At 68.6% G+C, this 904-nt stretch carries 1 pseudogene; it reads left to right on the top strand.

Going from position 1 to position 904, the window contains the following annotated elements:
* Positions 1 to 34: 34 nt before the first annotated feature.
* Positions 35 to 891: pseudogene (locus tag LZ495_RS43655) on the top strand (IS5 family transposase).
* Positions 892 to 904: the final 13 nt, after the last annotated feature.

Genomic DNA, 904 nt, shown 5'->3' with positions numbered 1-904 from the left:
CTAGGTCCTGTCTTCAAATCGCTGACGCGGGATCATGTGGTTTGTGATCCGGCGTTATGAACTGAGCGACGAAGAGTGGGCGTTGATGGAGCCGTGGTTGCCGCGGCCGCCGAAGGGGCGGCCGCGGCTGGACGACCGCAGGGTGCTGAACGGGATCGTGTGGAAGATCCGCGCGGGTGCCGCGTGGCGCGACGTGCCTGCCAGATACGGCCCCTGGCAGTCCGTCTACACACGTTTCCGCAGGTGGGCGCTGGACGGCACCTTCACCCGCATGCTCGCCGCGGTGCAGGCCGACCGCCACACGAAGGCCGACGTCGACTGGCTGGTCGCCGTCGACTCGACCCTGGTCCGCGTCCACCAGCACGCCGCAGGCGCCAAAAGGGGGACGCAGGCGGGGACGAACCGGAAGATCACGCCCTCGGCCGATCCCGAGGAGGATGGACCACCAAGCTCCACCTCGCCGTCGACGGCAAAGGCCGGCCCCTCGCGTTCGTCCTGACCGGCGGCCAGCGCAACGACTGCACCCAGTTCGAGAACGTCATGGACCGCATCCGCGTCGGACGCCAAGGTCCGGGCCGGCCGCGGACCCGCCCGGACCACGTCGTGGCCGACAAGGGCTACTCGTCCCGAAGGATCCGCAGCTGGTTGCGCCGACGCGGCATCAAGCACACCATCCCCGAACGGATCGACCAGCTGAACGGGCGGATCCGCCGCGGCGAACGCCCCTGCGGCTTCGACCCGCAGACCTACCGCCGCCGCAACGTCGTCGAGCGCTGCTTCAACCGCCTCAAGCACTTCCGCGGCATCGCCACCCGCTACGACAAGACCGCCACCTCCTACGAAGCAGCCGTCACCCTCGCCGCAACACTCCTCTGGCTCCAACCACATTGAAGACAGGGCCTAG

Source organism: Yinghuangia soli, from assembly GCF_021502675.1.
In the GTDB taxonomy this organism is placed as follows: Bacteria; Actinomycetota; Actinomycetes; order Streptomycetales; family Streptomycetaceae; genus Yinghuangia; species Yinghuangia soli.
Note: the sequence above shows the minus strand (reverse complement) of the source record. Positions and strands in the feature narration are given on the sequence as shown.